This is a genomic window from Gaetbulibacter sp. PBL-D1, assembly GCF_050509525.1.
Taxonomy (GTDB): domain Bacteria; phylum Bacteroidota; class Bacteroidia; order Flavobacteriales; family Flavobacteriaceae; genus Gaetbulibacter_B; species Gaetbulibacter_B jejuensis.
In genome coordinates, this window is record NZ_JBNWKB010000001.1 from 25,626 (window position 1) to 42,876 (window position 17,251).

The 17,251-nt window shown below is 32.9% G+C and carries 17 protein-coding genes; 8 read left to right on the forward strand and 9 right to left on the reverse strand.

The window, feature by feature from the left end; genetic code table 11:
- On the forward strand, positions 1-747 hold the full coding sequence (gene rluF / locus ACQ0RB_RS00120) for a 23S rRNA pseudouridine(2604) synthase RluF (RefSeq protein ID WP_129758991.1): 747 nt from the start codon (positions 1-3) through the stop codon (positions 745-747).
- Here the strand turns inward: rluF and ACQ0RB_RS00125 are convergent.
- The 4 genes from ACQ0RB_RS00125 to ACQ0RB_RS00140 all read right to left on the reverse strand — a co-directional run bounded on the left by ACQ0RB_RS00125 (position 744) and on the right by ACQ0RB_RS00140 (position 5,594).
- The gene (locus ACQ0RB_RS00125; RefSeq protein WP_131505715.1) at positions 744-1,622 is read right to left on the reverse strand and encodes a bifunctional 5,10-methylenetetrahydrofolate dehydrogenase/5,10-methenyltetrahydrofolate cyclohydrolase; all 879 of its coding nucleotides are present in this window, start codon (positions 1,620-1,622) and stop codon (positions 744-746) included. The genes rluF and ACQ0RB_RS00125 overlap by 4 nt on opposite strands.
- Positions 1,623-1,661: 39 nt before the next feature.
- Complete coding sequence (locus tag ACQ0RB_RS00130; protein WP_335974402.1) at positions 1,662-2,036, reverse strand: four helix bundle protein; 375 nt, start codon at positions 2,034-2,036, stop codon at positions 1,662-1,664.
- 40 nt (positions 2,037-2,076) lie between these two features.
- Entirely contained in the window at positions 2,077-3,405 is a 1,329-nt protein-coding gene (gene ffh / locus ACQ0RB_RS00135; RefSeq protein WP_129758993.1) for a signal recognition particle protein, read from the reverse strand.
- Positions 3,406-3,602: 197 nt separating this feature from the next.
- On the reverse strand, positions 3,603-5,594 hold the full coding sequence (locus ACQ0RB_RS00140; RefSeq protein WP_430495768.1) for a hypothetical protein: 1,992 nt from the start codon (positions 5,592-5,594) through the stop codon (positions 3,603-3,605).
- 96 nt (positions 5,595-5,690) lie between these two features.
- Here ACQ0RB_RS00140 and ACQ0RB_RS00145 point away from each other — a divergent pair, with 96 nt between their 5' ends.
- From ACQ0RB_RS00145 to ACQ0RB_RS00175, 7 genes are all read left to right on the forward strand, one after another.
- The gene (locus tag ACQ0RB_RS00145) at positions 5,691-6,206 is read left to right on the forward strand and encodes an RNA polymerase sigma factor (RefSeq protein WP_430495769.1); all 516 of its coding nucleotides are present in this window, start codon (positions 5,691-5,693) and stop codon (positions 6,204-6,206) included.
- A gap of 52 nt (positions 6,207-6,258) precedes the next feature.
- Positions 6,259-7,158, forward strand: coding sequence for a FecR family protein (locus ACQ0RB_RS00150; RefSeq protein WP_430495770.1), 900 nt, complete (start codon positions 6,259-6,261; stop codon positions 7,156-7,158).
- Positions 7,159-7,195: 37 nt separating this feature from the next.
- The gene (locus ACQ0RB_RS00155; RefSeq protein WP_430495771.1) at positions 7,196-9,463 is read left to right on the forward strand and encodes a TonB-dependent receptor plug domain-containing protein; all 2,268 of its coding nucleotides are present in this window, start codon (positions 7,196-7,198) and stop codon (positions 9,461-9,463) included.
- Positions 9,464-9,536: 73 nt separating this feature from the next.
- The gene (locus tag ACQ0RB_RS00160) at positions 9,537-9,959 is read left to right on the forward strand and encodes a DoxX family protein (RefSeq protein ID WP_262731929.1); all 423 of its coding nucleotides are present in this window, start codon (positions 9,537-9,539) and stop codon (positions 9,957-9,959) included.
- A 19-nt stretch (positions 9,960-9,978) separates the two neighbouring features.
- On the forward strand, positions 9,979-10,188 hold the full coding sequence (locus ACQ0RB_RS00165) for a hypothetical protein (RefSeq protein ID WP_430495772.1): 210 nt from the start codon (positions 9,979-9,981) through the stop codon (positions 10,186-10,188).
- Entirely contained in the window at positions 10,154-10,555 is a 402-nt protein-coding gene (locus ACQ0RB_RS00170; RefSeq protein WP_430495773.1) for a hypothetical protein, read from the forward strand. Before ACQ0RB_RS00165 ends, ACQ0RB_RS00170 begins: the two co-directional genes overlap by 35 nt.
- Positions 10,556-10,566: 11 nt before the next feature.
- The gene (locus ACQ0RB_RS00175; RefSeq protein ID WP_430495774.1) at positions 10,567-11,112 is read left to right on the forward strand and encodes a YfiT family bacillithiol transferase; all 546 of its coding nucleotides are present in this window, start codon (positions 10,567-10,569) and stop codon (positions 11,110-11,112) included.
- 3 nt (positions 11,113-11,115) lie between these two features.
- Here the strand turns inward: ACQ0RB_RS00175 and ACQ0RB_RS00180 are convergent, their stop codons facing one another.
- The 5 genes from ACQ0RB_RS00180 to bshC are packed head-to-tail and all read right to left on the reverse strand — an operon-like array spanning position 11,116 to position 17,103.
- A complete protein-coding gene (locus tag ACQ0RB_RS00180) occupies positions 11,116-11,343 on the reverse strand; it encodes a DUF3820 family protein (protein ID WP_129759937.1) in 228 nt (75 codons plus the stop codon).
- A gap of 3 nt (positions 11,344-11,346) precedes the next feature.
- A complete protein-coding gene (locus ACQ0RB_RS00185; protein WP_430495775.1) occupies positions 11,347-11,895 on the reverse strand; it encodes a DUF922 domain-containing protein in 549 nt (182 codons plus the stop codon).
- Between the two features lie 42 nt (positions 11,896-11,937).
- Positions 11,938-13,848, reverse strand: coding sequence for a LysM peptidoglycan-binding domain-containing protein (locus tag ACQ0RB_RS00190; protein WP_430495776.1), 1,911 nt, complete (start codon positions 13,846-13,848; stop codon positions 11,938-11,940).
- 60 nt (positions 13,849-13,908) lie between these two features.
- A complete protein-coding gene (guaA, locus tag ACQ0RB_RS00195) occupies positions 13,909-15,444 on the reverse strand; it encodes a glutamine-hydrolyzing GMP synthase (RefSeq protein WP_129759002.1) in 1,536 nt (511 codons plus the stop codon).
- Positions 15,445-15,501: 57 nt separating this feature from the next.
- The gene (gene bshC / locus ACQ0RB_RS00200; RefSeq protein ID WP_430495777.1) at positions 15,502-17,103 is read right to left on the reverse strand and encodes a bacillithiol biosynthesis cysteine-adding enzyme BshC; all 1,602 of its coding nucleotides are present in this window, start codon (positions 17,101-17,103) and stop codon (positions 15,502-15,504) included.
- Positions 17,104-17,251: the final 148 nt, after the last annotated feature.

Below are 17,251 nucleotides of genomic sequence, written 5' to 3' on the forward strand. Positions count from 1 at the left end.
ATGGAAGATAATCTTAAACGTCTTAATAAATACCTAAGTGAAGTAGGCTATTGCTCTCGTAGAGCAGCCGATAAACTTATTGATGCAGGTAGAGTTACTATTAACGGTAAAGTACCAGAAATGGGAACAAAAGTTAGTCCTGATGACGAAGTACATGTTGATGGTAAACTTGTAGAAAACAAAAAAAAGTCTTTTACCTACTTAGCGTTTAATAAACCTGTTGGTATTGTTTGCACTACAGACACTCGTGTTGAAAAGGATAACATTATCGATTTTATCAACTATCATAAACGTATTTTCCCGATTGGTCGTCTGGACAAACCCAGTGAAGGATTAATACTACTTACAGATGATGGTGATATTGTAAACAAAATATTAAGAGCTAGCAACAACCACGAAAAAGAGTATGTTGTTACGGTTGATAAACCTATTTCTCAAACTTTTATTAATAGGATGTCTAATGGTGTACCAATATTAGATACAGTTACTAAAAAATGTAAGGTTACTAAAGTTGGCACCTACGAATTTAAAATTATTCTAACACAAGGTCTAAATAGACAAATACGAAGAATGTGTGAGTATTTAAATTACGAAGTACAAACCTTAAAGCGTACACGTATTATGAATATAAAGCTAGATATGCCTATTGGGAGTTATCGCGAACTTACTCAAAATGAAATGGATGAACTTAATGAGTTATTAGAAGGTTCAACCAAAACATTTCAATCTAAAAAAAGGAGACCTTAACCTACGTGTCTTTCTCTAGCTAATAAAGTATTTTTAAGTAGCATAGCAATAGTCATTGGACCAACTCCACCAGGAACAGGTGTAATATAACTTGCTTTTTTACTTACATTTTCAAAATCGACATCACCAGTTATCACATACCCTTTTGGAGAAGACTCGTCAGGAACTCTAGTAATACCAACATCTATAATAACAGCGTCGTCTTTAACCATTTCTGCTTTTAAGAAATTAGGAACTCCTAATGCTGAAATGATAATATCTGCTTGAGAAGTAATTTGTGTAATGTTTTTTGTATGACTGTGTGTTAATGTAACTGTTGAGTTTCCTGGGAAACCTTTACGTCCCATTAAAATACTCATTGGTCTTCCAACAATATGACTACGACCAATTACAACAGTGTGTTTTCCTTTGGTTTCAACACCATAACGATCAAGCAATTCTAAAATGCCAAAAGGTGTAGCAGGAATAAAAGTACTCATATCCAATGCCATTTTACCAAAGTTTGCAGGATGGAATCCATCTACATCCTTATCAGGATCAACAGCTAAAAGCACTTTTTGAGTATCAATTTGTTTTGGTAGTGGTAACTGAATAATAAATCCATCAATATCTGGATTTTCATTTAGTTCTTCAATTTTATCTAACAATTCAATCTCACTCGTTGTATTTGACATTCTAACTAAAGTAGACTCGAAACCAACACGTTCACAAGCTTTTACTTTACTTCCTACGTAAGTTAAACTTGCTCCATCGTTACCAACAATAATTGCCGCTAAATGAGGCACTTTTTCTCCTTTAGCTTTCATTTTTTTTACTTCAGCAGCAATTTCATCTTTGATATCGTTACTAATCTTTTTCCCGTCTAGAATTGTCATGTTTTTTAAGTTTTCAGTCGCAGTAAACAGTCGCAGTAATTATTCTTCAACTAATACACCAAATTTACCAGGATTATTAATCATATAATTTATTAGCTTTCCAATCTCTTTATTTTTTTCTATACTTTTAGAATGATCTTCAAATGAAATATATTCACATTTTAAAGCAAAATCTAACCACGTACTTGTTTCAGAATTTTCACCATCTGCATCAGTAAGTTTGCTAATAAAATGTTTTACATATCTTCTTTTTCTATAAGCTTCAGAAATATTTGCACATACTGAGCGAGAACTTCTTCTAATTTGATCTGTCAAGGAATATGTTTCTTCCTTTGGAAAGGATTTAGAAATTTCAAAAATATTCATTGATAATTCAAATGCTTTTTGATATGCTTTTAGTTGTTTAAAATCCATTTTCTAAACTGCCAACTGAGACTAGAGACTGAACACTAAATTACCTCATGTTTTTCATAGCTTGCATCATACGTTTGCCGCCACCACCTTGCATCATTTTCATCATCTTGCTCATTTGGTTAAACTGCTTAAGCAATTGGTTAACTTCTTGTACCGAAGTTCCTGAACCTTTACCTATACGTTTTTTTCGGCTTGCATCTATTATTGATGGGTTAGTTCTTTCAGCTGGTGTCATAGAATGAATAATTGCTTCAATACCTTTAAAAGCGTCATCATCTATATCAACATCTTTCATCATTTTTCCAGCTCCAGGAATCATTCCAATAAGGTCTTTCATGTTACCCATTTTCTTGATTTGCTGAATTTGTTTTAAGAAATCATCAAAGCCAAATTGGTTTTTTGCAATTTTCTTTTGAAGTTTTCTTGCTTCCTCTTCGTCATACTGCTCTTGAGCTCTTTCAACAAGTGACACAACGTCTCCCATTCCTAGAATACGATCTGCCATACGAGAAGGATAGAACACATCAATAGCTTCCATTTTCTCACCTGTACCAATAAACTTAATTGGCTTGTTTACTACAGACTTAATTGAAATTGCTGCTCCACCACGTGTATCACCATCTAACTTAGTAAGAATTACACCATCAAAATTTAAAACATCATTAAAGGCTTTTGCTGTGTTAACAGCATCTTGACCTGTCATAGAATCTACAACAAATAATGTTTCTTGTGGCTGAATGGCTTTGTGAATGTTTGATATTTCGGTCATCATTGCTTCATCTACAGCTAAACGACCAGCAGTATCTATAATAACCACATTATGTCCATTAGCTTTTGCATGAGCAATACCAGCTTGCGCAATAGCTACAGGATCTTGGTTACCTTTATCACTATATACCTCAACATTTATTTGTTCACCTACTACATGCAACTGATCTACTGCTGCAGGACGATACACATCACAGGCTACTAATAAAGGCTTTTTGGTTTTTTTGTTTTTTAAATAATTGGCAAGTTTACCAGAGAAAGTTGTTTTACCTGAACCCTGTAAACCTGACATTAATATAACACTTGGTGTTCCTGAAAGGTTAATACCTTCGGCATCTCCACCCATTAGTTCGGTTAATTCGTCTTTAACGATTTTAACCATTAACTGTCCTGGTTGTAACGTTGTTAATACGTCTTGACCTAATGCTTTTTCCTTTACTTTATTCGTAAATTCTTTAGCAATTTTAAAATTGACATCGGCATCTAAAAGTGCTCTTCGTACTTCTTTAAGGGTTTCAGCAACATTAACCTCAGTAATACTACCATGACCTTTTAATACGTGTAGCGCTTTATCTAACTTATCACTTAAATTATTAAACATATATCTCTCTACTTTTTAAGTACATATCGGTAAAAAACTTCAATGCTTTTTAGAAAGTTGCAAAGTTAAGAATTTGTAGTGTATTAAGGAAGTATTAGCAATAATTCTATACGAAAAAAGGATTGTAAAATTATTACAATCCTTTTTAACTAACCTAAAAACTAAAAAACACGAGGTTTTTCAACATGTATAAAGACTCAATCACATGTTCTTTCAATAACCATTATATCATTTTCTCGATGTAACTGCAACCTATCTTCCTCACATTCTACTACAAGCCATTGACCTGTTATAGCTTGTATATCTGATCCTGCTACATTAGAAAACTCAATAATAACTCCATTGTTTGTTTGAGAGGTCGTCCACGTTGCATCTATAGTTGCAGTTTCAGTATAAATAACCACAATATTATTTGACGACTCAAAATCAAAATTCCAAACTATTAAATTATCACTACCATTGTAGTTTACTACATTCCAAGTACAATCTAAAAGAAATGCATCTACATCTTGCTCTGAGCAAGTTTGACCACAATCTTCAACGACCAATTCCACGGTATAGATTTCAAAATTTCCTGTTCCAACTTCGGTAACTCTGGCATAGAGTGTTTGTGGATTTGAAGCATTTACATATCCTTCTGCAGGTATTTGATTGACTTCCACTTCGGCATTGGTCATAGATTGGTAGAAACCAACCTCAACATCATCTGTCATGCAATTTGGGAAAGCTTCGTTTAAATTGAATTCTGCCATACCATCGTTAAATGGCTCCATATTGTCACAGATCACCAATTCTGTATTGGAAAAACATTCAAACGGATTGTCACTTGTACATTGCTGGGTCAGCACTAATACATCTTCACCTTGCTGTAATACTAACGAATCTTCATTACACTCTACAACAGCATATTCTCCATTGTAATCCTCAAGTCCGTTAAAGTTTATAAATACCTTTAACTCACCTTCAATCATGGCGATATCCCAAGTACCAGAATATAAAAGGTCATTTTCATATAGAGTAGATATTTCATTTGAGTCATGAAATGTAAATGTTGTAAATGAAGGAGTATAACCATTTAGAGCTGGTATTTGTGGACAAGCCACTAAGTAATCTCTTACATCTTGAAAATCGCAGCTAACTTGATTATCATCACAGTTGATTTCCATAACAATTTCGGTAGTTGTGTTTTCAACTGTTCTAACAAGTTCAAATCTGTCATCAGCACAATCAACAACTAACCAATCTCCTCCTAAATCTTGTGAAAAAGCTGAAAGTTGCTCTATTGACAACACAATACCTTGGTCTGTAGATTCTAAATTCCAGCTACCTAGTTCAACTTCGGTTAAATCGCCTTCACTAATTTGTAAGGCTCCACCACCTCCAAATACTAAATCAAAATCTATGAAATTATCATCTCCATTGTAAGACACAATTTCCCAGTGACAATCTTGTAGTGCTTCAGACACTTCTTGTAGTGTACAATCCTCATCATCATAATCGCACTCTTCCTCAGCAGCATTTATAGCAGCTTCAAGCTCTTGATTACTATTAACCTCAACTGTATCTCCATTAGCATAAACCATTGTAACTGGAAAGTTTAAACTTGCTAGAACAACAGCACTATTAGAGGTTTCTAAACTTTGCAAAAACACATATAGTTCAAAATCACTACCAATAACAACTGTATCTATAACCTGAAAGTTTGTATCATACATTGAAAATGAAATTGGATACTGAAAATCTATACATTCAATCACGTCTTCATCAGCAGTACACTCATCAATAAACTCTTGCAACTGCTCTTGGTTTTCAATTGTAATTTCGGTGTAATCGTTTAAAATAATAGTTATTGGAAAAACGTATTCCAACACATCATCATCATTATCAAACTCATTGTAGATAGCTTCAATAAGACCTAAATCTTCTAGGGTGTTTATTGTAATTGTTATACCATTTACTACAACTGTTACAGGTAGATTAACAGATAAACAATTGGCTTCATCCATAACATCATCTACTGAACCATCATAAGCCGAAGTAGATTGCATAAGGCTTACAAGAGCTGTTTCAGAGTTGATAATGTTTTCGTTTTCTGGGTTTGGTTCAATTTCTTCATCCTGACAAGAAGTAACCATAATTGGGGCTAATAGGACAAAAAAGGCTAAAACTAATAAATGTTTAATTTTCATAATTCTATAGGTTGTCTTTATTTATACAACAGATGATTTTAAAAAACACCTACCATATATTTTAATTTTATAATTTTATGATCTTAATTTTTCTGTATGCCCAAACCATTACATGACAATATTTGTGACGAAACATTATTTACTTCAATATTCGAGAAGCATGCTAAAAATCTGCACAACTTTTTACACTATAAATTTGGCGAACAGTTAAACCCAAAAGACAAAGTACAAGAGGCTTTTATTAAACTTTGGCAAAACTGTGGTAAAATTCCTTCAAATAAAGCAAAGAGTTTTTTATTTACAACTGCAAATAATTTAATGTTCAATGAAGCTGCTCATCAAAAAGTAGTATTAAAGCATCAGCAAATTAAACCTAAGCATTATACAAATGAGTCTCCTGATTTTGTAATGGAAGAACAGGAATATTTACAAAAACTAGAAAAAGCCATCGCCAACTTAACCGAAGCACAACGCACTGCCTTTTTACTAAATAGAGTTGAAGGAAAACGTTTTAAAGAAATTGCTGAATTACTAGATATTTCGGTAAAAGCTGTTGAAAAACGAATTTATGGTGCACTAAAAAAACTTAGAGAAGATATAAAAGAATTGTAATTAAGGGTAGGATATTTTAACACCTAACTGTTATATAGTTGTAATTGAAGACATGAAACGAGAAGATTTAATACAAAAATGGCTAGACCATAACTTAACCTCTGATGAACTTGAAGCTTTCAAACAGCTTGAAGATTATGATGATTTGGTAAAGTTATCAAATAGCATGCAGCATTTTAAAGCTCCTGAATATAACACTTCTGAAGCTTTAAGCAATGTTATGCAACACATTAACACCTCAAAGCAACCTCCTCAAAAAAAGTGGTTATCTATTGCTATGGGTATTGCTGCTGTATTTGTTATTTCTTTTGGAATTTATTTTTTCACCATTAACCAAGACACATTGGTTAACACGCAATTAGCTGAAAAAACTACAATTGAACTACCTGATGCGTCTTCGGTGGCTTTAAATTCACTTTCTGAAATAACATTCAATTCCCATAAATGGAATAAAAACAGGACTGTAGACTTAAAAGGAGAAGCTTTTTTTAAAGTGGAAAAAGGAAGCAGTTTTAACGTTAACACAGTTTATGGAACCGTAACCGTTTATGGTACTCAGTTTAATGTTAAGCAACGAGAAAACTATTTTGAAGTAATTTGTTACGAAGGTCTTGTTGGTGTTACTTACAAAGGAAAAGAGACAAAACTACATGCTGGTGAAAGTTTTTTACTATTAAATGGAAAACTAATTGAAAAAGAAAAAGAACTTAAAACACAACCATCTTGGTTAAACAATGAAAGCTACTTTAAAAGTATGCCTTATAAAGAAGTTATTGCAGAGTTTGAGCGTCAATACGATGTGAATTTTCATGTTATTAACTTAGACAGTTCTCAATTATTTACAGGAAGTTTTACTCACAATAACATTGAAAATGCATTAAAATCTATTACCTTACCTTTACATTTAACTTACAAAAAAACGGATAATACGATTACACTAAAGCGTGAGTAAAAAAGGTGTTTTTTATCTTTTCATACCTTTATTTTTTTTGAGTGTTATTGGCATTAAGGCTCAAAACAACTCAAAAGAAACTCAATCTCTTGTTTATATTTTAAGTGCTCTAGAACAGCGTTACAATATTCATTTTAACTATATAGATCAAACTATTGAAGGTGCAACTGCTAGTTTACCAGACGAAACACTTTCACTCGCACAAGCTTTAGACCAACTAAAGCGCGAAACACAATTAGACTTTATTGTTATTGATGATTACAGTGTAGTCATTTCAAAACCATCTAGCCCTTTTAGTAATATCATTACCCAAAAACTAGAAGAAATAGTCATCAATAATTACCTTACTAAAGGTATTTTGAAAAAGAGTGATGGTAAAGTGGTTATTGAAACCGAAAAATTTGGTATTCTACCAGGATTAATCGAACCTGACATTTTACAAACAATACAAGCGCTTCCTGGTATTATAAGTGTTGATGAAACGGTATCAAACATTAATGTTCGTGGTGGTTCTCATGATGAAAATCTTATTTTATGGGATGGAATTAAAATGTACCAATCAGGTCATTTTTTCGGATTGGTTTCTGCATTCAATCCATATTTAACCAAAACCGTTAATGTATCTAAAAATGGTACTAGTGTTATGTTTGGTGATGGAATTTCTAGCGTTATAGACATTCAGCAATCCAACTCATTAAGCCATAAATTTAAAGCAGGAACAGGTTTTAACCTTATTAGCGCTGATGGTTTTGCCAAAGTACCTTTAGGTAAAAAAACCGAACTTCAGGTTTCAGCAAGACGATCGATAACCGATTTTATTTTTACACCAACCTACGACCAATACTTTAAACGTGTATTTCAGGATTCTGATTTATCAAATAACCAATCCAACAATACACTTACCAGTAATGAAACCTTTTATTTTTATGATATAAGTACAAAGCTGCTATATGATATTTCAGATACTGATCAACTTCGTTTTAATTTTTTAACCATAAACAACAATTTAAGCTATGACGAAGAGACCATGACTGACGATATGAATGAGACATTACGCAGTAGCTTAAAACAGAATAATCTAGCTTTTGGAGCTGAATATTTAAAATACTGGAACAGTTCATTAACCACAACAGCTCAACTTTATCTTTCTAAATACAACTTAAACACCACTAATTATGATGTGGCAAACAACCAACGTTTACTTCAAGAAAATGACGTTAGCGATCTTACTTTAAAAATAAATGCTACCAACCATATTGACCCAAATTTAAAAATACATGCAGGCTACCAACTTAATGGTGTTGTGGTAAGTAATTCTGAGGACGTTAACAACCCTGAATTTCATAATTTCACGAAACAAATTAATCAAACGCACAGTATTTATGGTGAAGCTGAGTTTACTTCAGGAAACAAAAATACCTATGCCAGAATTGGTATAAGAACCAACTACATTGACAAGCTTTCAGAAGTATTTACTGAACCACGTTTAGCAGTAAGCCATAAGCTTAGTAATCTTTTTCGCTTAGAGTTTCTCGCAGAATTTAAAAGTCAAACCATGTCACAAATTATCGATCTTCAAAACGATTTTTTAGGCATTGAAAAACGACGTTGGGTACTCTCAAACGATATTGATATTCCTATTATAAAAAGTAAGCAAGGTTCTGCAGGAATTCATTATAATAAAAATAAATTACTGATAAGCGCTGAAGCATTTATTAAGGATGTTGATGGTATTACAAGTAGAAGTCAAGGGTTTCAAAACCAATATCAGTTTACTGATGCAATTGGAAGGTATCAAGTAAAAGGTATTGACTTTTTAATAAACAAACAGTTTACTAATACAAGTGCTTGGTTGAGCTACTCGTTTAGTAAAAACGATTACACTTTTGACGACTTAAACAATGGCAATACATTTCCAAACAACCTTGATGTAAGACATTCTTTAACTTTTGCAGGAACTTACCAAATAAACAGCATAAAACTCGCTTTAGGTGTAAATTGGCACTCAGGAAAACCTGTAACTTTACCTGATGCTATTCAAAATACTTCTAACAATATTATTGAATACAATTCACCTAATGCCTCAAACCTTGAAGACTATTTACGTGCTGATTTTTCTGCTAATTACACGTTTAAAATGGGCAACACAACCAATGCTATTATTGGTTTGTCTATTTGGAATGTACTTAATAAAGTAAACACTATTAACAGTTATTATATCATTGATGAAAACGATGAAATTTCTGCTATAAAAAATAGGTCGTTAGGTATTACTCCTAATGTTAATTTCAGAATTCATTTCTAGCATTTATTACTTTAATTTTAAACTTATTGACAAGTAATTTCATTATCTTGCTCATGCTAACGACACAACATTTATGAATACTAAAATCATTAAGCTTTTTCTTCGGTTTGCAATTTCTGCAGGTTTTTTATCAGCTTGTTTTGATAGGTTTGGGTGGTGGCCTGAGTCTATTTCTACTTGGGGAAACTGGAACAATTTTTTAGAGTACACGCAACTTATCAACCCTTGGCTTCCTGAAGCAGTAATTCCTGCATTAGGAACACTTGCCACTGCTTTAGAAATTATTTTTGCCATCTTACTAATTATTGGTTTTAAAACAGAACTTATAGCCAAGTTTAGCGGAATACTATTATTAGTTTTTGCCTTATCAATGACATTTTCAACAGGAGTTAAAGGTGCATTTGATTATTCTGTATTTAGTGCAGCTGCAGCAGCTTTTGCATTAAGTCTTATTAAAGAAAAATATTTTGAATTAGACACACTCATTTCTAAATAACACCCAATACTATAAACAAATGAAACAAGCTTTACTTATTTTAACCTTTTTTACTATTTCACTCTCAACACAATCCCAAACTACTAGTGTAGAAAAATCTACCTTTGGTGTACAAACTGGCTTTTTAGGTATTTGGGTACATAATGAATCTAGGCTCTCAAACAGTATTGCTTTACGAAGCGAAATAGGTTTAGATGCTGGTATTTGGGGAAATGATTTGGGGAAATGACATTTATGATTCTTATGGCTTTTTACTTGCGCCTGTAATCACTTTAGAACCTCGTTGGTATTATAACTTAAATAAAAGAGCTGATAAGTCTAGACGAACTGATGGCAACAGCGGAAATTTTGTTTCAATAAAAACAAGCTATCATCCTGATTGGTTTATCATTGCTAATGAAGATAACATTAACTTTATTAGTGATATTTCAATAATTCCTACTTGGGGAATAAGACGTCATCTTGGAAATCATTTTACCTATGAAGCAGGAATAGGTGTTGGGTATGTTCACTATCTTGAAGATTTTGATCGTGGAATACTTGAAACTAGCGATGTAGCAGTTAATTTACATTTAAGAATTGGTTACCGATTTTAATTTTTAATCTTATGACTACTGAAGCACTTCAAAAACTAAAATATCCTATTGGGACTTTTAAAAAGCCCGAACTGATTACCCAAGATCATATCACATCTTGGATTAATGATATTGAACAACTACCAAGCACTCTTGAAGCACTAACTAAAAGCCTAACTAAAGAAGAACTTAATTGGGTTTACAGACCAAATGGTTGGACTATAAAACAAGTGGTTCATCATTGTGGCGACAGCCATTTAAACAGCATTATTCGTTTTAAGCTTGCTCTAACCGAAGACGCTCCAATCATAAAACCTTACCTCGAAAACCGTTGGGCTGAATTACCTGACTCAACTGATGATGACCTTTCTAACAGTATAACACTCTTAAAAGGAATACATAGCAAACTCACTAAGCTACTTAAGTCATTAAATAATGAAGAATTGAAGCGCGAGTTTATTCATCCTGAACATGGAAAACGTTTTTCATTAGAAGAAACAATTGGTATTTACGCATGGCATAGCAACCATCATATAGCGCATATTAAGCAAGCATTAGCGCACAAAGGTGAGTTTTAAAAACTACTTAGGATATTGCTTTTTAATATTCCTAATTAGGTCTTCCAATCCATTTATTTTTAACTCATAAACGGTTTGAAGCATCTCTCCTAGCTTTCCTTTTGGAAACCCTTTATTATGATACCAAACCACATAATACTCAGGCAAATCAATAAGGTCTCTTCCTTCATATTTACCGTAAGGCATTTTGTAATGTGCTAATTTTATAAGAAAATCTTTATCGGGTTGTATCACTTAATCTGCAGATTTATAAGCTTCGTATTTTTCAAGTTCTTTAGCAACAAACTTTTGCCATTTAGTTTGAGCTTCGGTATTTATGGAATTATGACTTTCAGTATCGTAAAGTTTTTGCATTTTAGCTAATTCTTCATTGCTGTTTTGGTGCAATCTATCCAGTGTTTTCTTTAGAAAATTATTAATCTTAACTTGACTTATTTGATGTCTTAATTTTCTAACATGCAACTCAGTTATATCAAAATGCAATTGCTCATGAGCCAAAATATATTGATTGGCTCGCTCTTTTATGTACCAGGATTTTTCAGGATAAAAATGCGCTTCAACATTGGCTGTAAAATCAATTACTTCAGAATTTTTATGTTTTAAACTATAAGAAAATGTAATTCCTGACGCAGTTACTGCAACAGCATCAGTATTTTTTTGAGGTTGACCTTTAAAGTGTTCCCAACTTAGTTTGTAGTTATTTCTCCAAGAGATTGTAACCTCGTTTGAAGTAGATAATAACACAATACTTAAAAATAAGAATATGGATTTAAGCTGTAACATGTTTTTAAAACGCTAGTTACACTCTAAATAGTATAAAGTATTTTACTTAGCCTCTACAATTGTTAAATCGTCGTACTTAACAATATAAACCGCTTCATTAAAGTAACCTCCAAAAAGTTTTTTAGAATAACGGAATTTATTTTCAACATACTCTGTTTCTATCTCACTTCCTGAAGCGTCAAATAAGTCTTCTTCAGACGCTAATCGCATTAGCACATCTAGAGTTAAGTCAAAACCTCTTACTGCATATTTGTTAGGTTCAACACCATTATGGTCTCTCTTATAAGCATTCACAAATCCATTTGTAGTTGAAGAGCTAAATGTTTTATTAGCTGAAGGATAATGAAACTTTAAGTTAGACAAATGGTAGTTTGAAATATTTTCACCTTCAAAAGCACTATTTTTATTAGTAGTCATAAGTACTATTTGTTGCTCATCGTTATGAATACCATTAAGCATACTTATAACATTAGATGCAAAAGCTTCGTTTGAGGTTTCTAGAAAAACTATATTTCTTCCTGGTTTAAAAACACCATCCAAATCAGAAATTAAAATATAATTTGAGTCTTTTCCGTCTTTATCCTTTCTTGAAAAGATTTGTTTTGATGCAGCGAGTTCAGATCTTATCATGCTACTCACCGCTTTATTTTTAGCATCAGAAATGATAACAATATGTTTTGGTAATGTGTCTAACTTCACAAAATTAATCATTGCTTTTTGGAGCAAATCAGAAGATGGTACAGTTTGATATACGTTATCATATAAGTTCTTTGGTGTTGTAAATGGCGAAATCACAGGAATGTTATCGCGTTTTAAATCTGAAGCTACACGATCAAAATTATCTGGCATTAATGGACCAATTACAGCATCATAATCTGAAAAGTCATTTGAATTTAAAATTTTAGCAACCTCACTAGCATGATCTCTAGTATCAAACACTTTTAAATACGTAGAAATTCCTAATCGTTTAGCCGAATCTAAAGCATACAGCATTCCTGCATGAAAATCTAATGAGATAGACAAACGACTGTCTGTTCTAATCGCTCTTTTCACATCAGCAATTGAGTCAATATCTATTCGATTCAATCGGTAAGGCATCATTAAAGCAATACGCTTAGTATTGAAGTTTTTAAGATGACTAGTCAAATTGGTATTTGCTACATCATTAGCTGATATTGTAGTATCAACATCTGATGGTACTTTTAACACCATTCCTAGTTTTAAACCGCTTTCTTTAAGCTCAGGATTTAGAGTTTCTAACTGCTCTTGTGTTAATCCTAACTTTCGGTTTAAAGCCATGTAACCTTCGCTCTTTAAAACCGTATAGTAATTGTAATTTTCCTCAATTACTTTTTCTTCATTATTAGAAATATTAGGAACATTAAGCTCGTCTCCAGGTTGTAAAACCTCATTCATATTAGGGTTTAGAGCTTCTAACTGTGGTACAGTTATTCCAAACTTATAAGCAACACGCCATTTACCTTCCTTTGGTAAAACCTTATACTTTTTGATACTATTATCAATAGTAACTTTAGATACTACAGTTTTATATCTAGGAATTTTTAGCTTATCGCCTTTTCTTAAATTATTGGCATATAAAAAGGTATTGTGCTTTTTAATCTCATCAATTTCAATATCGTATTCCTTAGAAATACTGTAAAGCGTTTCTTTTCGCTTGGTCTTATGAGTTCTAAAACCAATAATTTCTTTAGTTTCGGTAGTGAGATCTTCTTCTTTTACTTTTGAAGTAGGAATTATTAAAACCGTATTAACCTTTAAGCCTTTTTTAGCATCAGGATTTAAAGCATAAATATCAAAAGGTGTTACCAAATATTGTTTGGCAATGTCTTCAATAGTTTCTCCTTGTTTTACTTTGTGTGTTTTAAAATCTTGTGCAAATGCTGTAATACATGTTGCAAAAAAAATGATGGCTATTAAAACAAGTTTCTTCATATAATTTACTTTAAAATCCTAATCCAAAAAGATTAAGGATTCCTGCTTAGCAGGACGTTGTTATTCCCATTCAATAGTAGCAGGCGGTTTTGAACTAATATCGTATACTACTCTATTAACGCCTTTTACTTTGTTTATTATTTCATTAGAAGTTTTTTGTAAAAACTCATAAGGTAAATTTACCCAGTCGGCAGTCATACCATCAGTACTTTCTACAGCTCTTAGCGCAACACATTTTTCGTATGTACGCTCATCTCCCATAACACCTACACTGTTTACAGGTAACAAGATTGCACCTGCTTGCCATACCTTATCGTATAAATCCCAAGCTTTAAGATTATCTATAAAAATAGCGTCTACCTCTTGTAATATACGAACATTTTCTCTGTTTAGACTTCCTAAAATACGAATTGCTAATCCTGGACCTGGAAAAGGATGACGACCTAAAATATCTTTATCCATTCCCATTGAAGCACCTACACGACGAACCTCATCCTTAAATAAAGCTTTTAATGGCTCTACTATTTTTAGCTTCATAAAATCTGGTAGTCCTCCAACATTATGATGACTTTTAATTGTTGCACTTGGACCTCCTGTTGCAGAAACACTTTCTATAACATCAGGATAAATAGTCCCTTGCGCTAACCATTTTACATCTTCAATAAGATGTGCTTCATCATCAAAAACTTCAATGAACACGCGACCAATAGCTTTACGTTTAAGCTCAGGATCGCTTACATCTTCTAAAGCATCCAAAAAGCGTGCCGAAGCATCAACGCCTTTTACATTAAGTCCCATGCCTTCGTATTGCTTAAGTACACTTTCAAACTCATTTTTACGTAGTAATCCGTTGTTTACAAAAATGCAATACAGGTTTTTACCTATTGCTTTGTGTAATAAAATTGCAGCCACCGAAGAGTCTACTCCTCCTGAAAGCCCTAGTACAACTTTATCATTACCTAACTGCGCTTTAAGTGCATCAACTGTCTCTTCAACAAACGATTGAGGTGTCCAATCTTGTTCAACATTAGCTATAGTTACTAAGAAATTTTCTAATAACTGTTTCCCATCTGTACTGTGATATACTTCAGGGTGAAATTGAATAGCGTAGGTTTGTTCTCCTTCAATTTTATAAGCCGCATTTTCTACATCGTGAGTACTAGCTAATAAAACACCATTAGTTGGTAATTGCTTTATAGTGTCGCTATGACTCATCCAAACCTGACTTCCTTTTGATATTCCAGAAAAGAAAGCTTCATTGTCTTTAACGAAACTTAAATTTGCTCTTCCATATTCCCTAGTGTTAGAAGGCGCTACTTCTCCTCCAGAAAAATGAGCCAAATATTGCGCACCATAGCATACTGCTAGAAGTGGCTTTTTTCCTCTAATTTCTGAAAGGTCAGGATGTAGAACATCTTCTCCTCTCACAGAGTTTGGGCTTCCTGAAAGAATTACAGATTTAAAACTGTCTAAATCAGTTGGAATTTTGTTGAATGGATGAATTTCACAGTAGATATTCAACTCTCTAACGCGACGCGCAATAAGTTGTGTGTATTGCGAACCGAAATCTAAAATAAGTACTTTGTTGTGTTGCATGTGCAAAAGTAACAAGGTTTTTAGAATTTCGTTTTAGGAAACCAAGTTTTTTTTCAACTAAAATTCAAGGATCAAAAACTCACCTTTTAATGGTTGCAATTCGCTTATTAGTTTTGAAATAAATGTGTTTCCGTATTCTAAGTAAAATTCAGAAAAGTTCATGTTACGCTCTTGTAAACTATGATTAGGAAATAATTCATTTTGAATTTCCTTTACACGCTCTAAGTGGTCGTTTAGTTTTCGCTTTTGGGCTTTAAGCAATCGTTTTTCTAAATTCTCAAGACCTTTTATTTGTTTGCGCTCTTGTGCTGCAACTGCTCCTTTAAACGATTTGTCAGTTGCTTCAGCTAGAACATACAAGGCTTCAAACTGTTGTTGCAAATGTGTTTTTTGTGAAGAAAAATCGATAGCTACTTTCGAAATAGCTTTGGTCACTTTTGTCATTAAATCATCTTGATTTAAAAACAAATCGGTTACAGAAACATCAAGTTTTTTAAGTTTTTCTTTTTGCTTTTCGGTAGTTATCAATACTGAGTTACGCAACAACAACATTGGAAACACCACGTTTTGCGCTTCAAAATTTAATTTGAGCTGTAACCAATACGCTAACTCTCCGCCTCCACCAATGTAACAAAGATTAGGCAAAATAACTTCTTGGTATAATGGTCGCATAATAACGTTTGGCGAAAAACGCTCAGGAAACTCGTTAAGCTCTTGCAATATTTCGTTTTGGTTCCATGTAATGTTAGAATTGTGAACTCTAAAAACGCCTTCTTGCTCCACAATTCGCTCTCTTAAACCTTGTTTAATGTAAAACAGATTAATCTCTCTTGGATTAACTTGAATTTTATAATTGCCATCCAAAGCATTCAACTGCTCATTAGCCAAAGTTACCTTAGTAAAAGAGGTTTGTTGCGTGAGTTCTGTTTCTATATTAGGAATAAACAATCGCTTTAGTGCTGCATCATTTCCATCAACAATTACAAGTCCATACTCCTTAAACAAAGCATTCACCAAATAACGCATCGCTTGAGTTAAATCTTGATGCTCTAAATAGGCTTCTTTAAATAATTGCTTTAAAGTTTCAGCATTGGACGACGTGTTCAACTGACTTGCAAACGCTTCAAAAACATGGTCTAAATCGTCTAAATCCAATTCGCCTACAGCTCCTGATGCTGTTCTGTTCCACTGTACCTTTTTTCCTTTAAAATTGAAATAGTTAATTTCTTCAAAATCATGATCTTCACTTGCCATCCAATATATAGGTACAAAATGCTGCTCAGGAAATTGTTGTTTCAACTCCTTGCACAAATTGATAGTTGAAATGATTTTATAGAAAAAATAAAGTGGTCCTGTAAACAAATTAAGCTGATGACCTGTAGTAATTGTAAATGTATTATCGTGCTCAAGTAACTGAATGTTCTGTTTTGTTAACTGAGATGTTGAAACACTTTCATACTGAGATTGCAGAGCTTTTACTAAAACAGCTCTCGATTGAGATGAAACCGACAAACGCTTTTCATCGATTTGCGCTTTGAAATTTTCTAGCTTCGGAAATCGGTTATAAAACGGTTTTAAAGGCTCTTGTTCCTCTAAATAGTCACAGATTAGACCTGAAAAATAATGGGTATCTCTAAACGGAATACAGTCAGTTGGCATAAATACATTTCAATTGAAGTGTAAATATACAGTTATTCCATTTTTTAGAATCTAAAAATTAAGTTAAGAAGTGCTTTTAATACCCAAAACGAATACCGCTTTACTTTTTTTATTGGGTTTGTTAGAAAAATAGCCGAAATTAGTTGAA